3 protein-coding genes are annotated in these 3,107 nt (G+C 42.3%); 2 read left to right on the top strand and 1 reads right to left on the bottom strand.

Translation table 11 applies throughout. The features are described from left to right. Positions 1 to 1,697: sulfurtransferase TusA family protein (locus AAC033_RS18800; protein ID WP_339741055.1), on the top strand; the 1,697-nt coding region annotated here is incomplete at its 5' end. Positions 1,698 to 1,765: 68 nt separating this feature from the next. On the opposite strand, the gene AAC033_RS18795 is transcribed toward AAC033_RS18800, so the two are convergent. Beyond that, positions 1,766 to 2,212, bottom strand: a complete 447-nt coding sequence (locus AAC033_RS18795) for a JAB domain-containing protein (protein WP_339741053.1) — start codon at positions 2,210 to 2,212, stop codon at positions 1,766 to 1,768. Positions 2,213 to 2,729: 517 nt separating this feature from the next. On the opposite strand from AAC033_RS18795, the gene AAC033_RS18790 reads away from it, so the two are divergent. Beyond that, positions 2,730 to 3,107 (top strand): hypothetical protein (locus AAC033_RS18790; RefSeq protein ID WP_339741050.1); only part of this gene is annotated, 378 nt, incomplete at its 3' end.

Genomic DNA, 3,107 nt, shown 5'->3' with positions numbered 1-3,107 from the left:
ATTTATTGTTTGACTTTCTTCCGGCGTCGGATATTTTATATGTTGCCGAAGCGGTTAAACAGCTTTTTTCAGAACATGGTAACCGCCGTAACCGGCACAAAGCGAGGATTCGATACATCTTTTATAAACTGGGAGTAGAAAAGGTTTTTGAGCTATTTCACGGTTACTTTAATCAACTGAAACAAGAACGAAAATACCCGTTGAACCTTCCTGAAATGCCTGCATCAACCAGCCAGCCAAACAGGTTGGCTCATGACGGGAGCAGGGCTTTTACTCTTTGGGCCCAAAGGTATGTGAATGAACAACGGCAGCAAGGGTTATATTCGGTGGAAATCCCGTTTGAACATGGCATGGCCGGTGCAAAGACGCTTGAACGTTTATCGCAAATTTTGATACCTTTTGGGCCCGGCTGCCTCCGTTTAACCATGAGGCAGAATATTTTACTTCGGAATATTCCCGGAGATCAACTGCAAAGCCTCTTTCATCTTTTAAATACCATTGGGATTGAAATCAGTTCTCCGAGGATTTTAAACAGCCTGGTGGCCTGTACCGGCGCCGATACTTGCCGACTGGGAATTTGCCTTTCCAAAGGAGCGTCAAAAGCCATTAAATCCAGGCTTTCGACTCTCGATAAACTGACATTGGATAAGGTTTCTAATTTCCGGATCAATTTGTCCGGATGTCCGAACTCCTGCGGACAACACCAGGTAGCTAATCTGGGATTTTACGGACGGGCTTCGCGGAATGAAAGGCTTTACCCGGCTTATTACGTCACGCTTGGGGGACAGACTGGCTGGGGCATAGCTCGTTTGGGTGAGATGATCGGCCAGATTAGCGCCCGTGATCTTCCGGTTTTTGCAGCAGAAGTGATAGAATTGTACGCATCTCGAAAAGAAGCATATGACGGTTTCGATTCCTATTTGCAAGCTGGAGGGGAAAAAGAAATCGGTCAGTTGCTGAAAAAGTACGACGAGGTCCCGTCGTTTGAAGAAGACAAAAATTATTATTTCGATTGGGGAGCGCAGGAATTGTTCTCGTTGACGGGAAAAGGGCAGGCTGAATGTTCTGCCGGAATGTTTGACATGATCGATTTTGACAGGGATTTCATCCTGGAACTTCAGAAGAAGATCAAAGAAAGTTTCCATGAAACAGCAACGAGTCAATTACTGTATGAAGTTGTTTTTCATGCTTCGCGTATGTTGCTGGTTACCCGTGGAATTGAACCCAAAAACCGGGAGGAGGTTTTTACCGCTTTCAAAGATGACTTTATCCGTGAGGGTCATGTGGATATGAAATTTGGTCCGGTGGTTCAACTGGCCCTAAAAAATCCGGAAGGCAACTTTCAGGAATACCAGGGACTCATTTTTGAATTGGCTTCATCCGTTATTGAGCTATACAATAGCATGGATGATTCTCTTCAATTTAAAGTGAAACAGGTAAAGCCAAAATCTGAAAGCCCCGAAAATGAAGCACAAGAAAAACGTTTCAAGGATTTTCGGGGAGTGGCTTGTCCAATGAATTTTGTGAAGACCAAGATCGAACTGGCTCAGATGCATTCCGGTGAATTCCTAGAAATTTTGCTGGATGACGGAGCACCGATCAACAATGTTCCCGGTTCGGTGCGCGGTGAAGGGCATGACGTGTCAGAGGTCAAAAATGTGGAAAATTATTGGTCAGTACTAATTCGTAAAAAATAAAAATTTGACAAAAACGCTTCTTTCAATATATTAAAACGACCAAAAAAAGCCCCGAAGGGCTCTCTTTATTACATCAGCCCTTCATCTGCAAAAGAGAAATAAGAATCTTCTGTAAGGATGATATGGTCAAGAACTTCGCAATCGAAAATCTTTAATGTAGTCGCTATTTTTTTTGTGACTTCCTTATCGGCTTCGCTTGGGATAAGGGTACCGGAGGGATGGTTGTGGCAAAGGATAACAGATTTGGCCAAAGCTTCAACGCAGAACTTGGCGATGATGGTGGCATCAATCACTGTTCCAACGATACCGCCCTGTGAGATTTTGGCATAACCGATAGTCGTGTTGCCCCGGTTGAGCAGCAGAATGAAGAAACTTTCATAGATACCAACATCATCCGAGTAAAAGTTGCGAATGAATTCACTGGCATCAGCGGATTTTAGGATTTTGATACACGGGAAATCGGTTTTTGTTTTTTTCAAGGTGATAAGTGGAAGACTTTTCTTATAGATTTTCATAATTTCTGCCGCTTGCCCTGCGGACTTTTTATGGCATCTGGCTCGCCAATTAATTTTGAGCCGTAACCCATTGAGCAGACCGGATTCTGGTCAAGGGCGAATGTCACAAAACCTGACGCATCTTCAAAATACCAAAACCATAGACGTCAGGTTTTTGACCAAGCACGAAGTGTGGCCTGGCGAGGCACGGAAGGGGGTGGTCACCCTTGACTTTTCCGGGATGCGTAAATACCTTTGGTGAGAAAATTGAGTGGGAGAACTACCTTTTTTTTATTCGGACAAAAGAAGAATCCCATCGTAAAAGAAGATGCTCAACCACTCCCCGAATTTCAGAACCAACGAAACGCAAGCACAAAATTAGCCTTAAGATTTTATAACCAGATCATTTGTCTTCAAACAATTATAATTGATTGCTTGTTGTTTATTTTAAGTTGCAATTAACATCTTCCGTGTAAATGTTTTCTATCTAAACATTTTACAGTAGGTTTTTGTATTGTTCACTCCAAAATTTTATTCTATGAGGCGGGCAAACTATAAGGATAAGAATCTTATCATTGATATTCTCACCCAGTCATTTGAATCCAATCAAAGCGTCAATTATGTAGTCAATCAGGATGAAAAACGGATCAACAGGATCCGGGCTTTAATGAACTACTCATTTGAAGTATGTTCTTTATTTGGTGACGTTTTTATTTCCGACAATAAAAAAGCCTGCGCGCTTGTCGTGTATCCCGATAGAAAGAAAACGACCGTAAAATCAATGTTATTGGATATCAAATTAATTATTCAATGCATTGGCGCCAAGAATGTAATGAAGGCACTGTCCAGAGAAGCACTTGTCAAAAAGATACAACCCAAAATCGCCATGACCTATTTATGGTTCATTGGTGTTGGC

The sequence above is a fragment of the uncultured Sunxiuqinia sp. genome, from assembly GCF_963974515.1.
GTDB lineage: Bacteria > Bacteroidota > Bacteroidia > Bacteroidales > Prolixibacteraceae > Sunxiuqinia.
The sequence above is the reverse complement of the archived record's forward strand: the minus strand, read 5'-3'. Positions and strand labels throughout refer to the sequence as shown.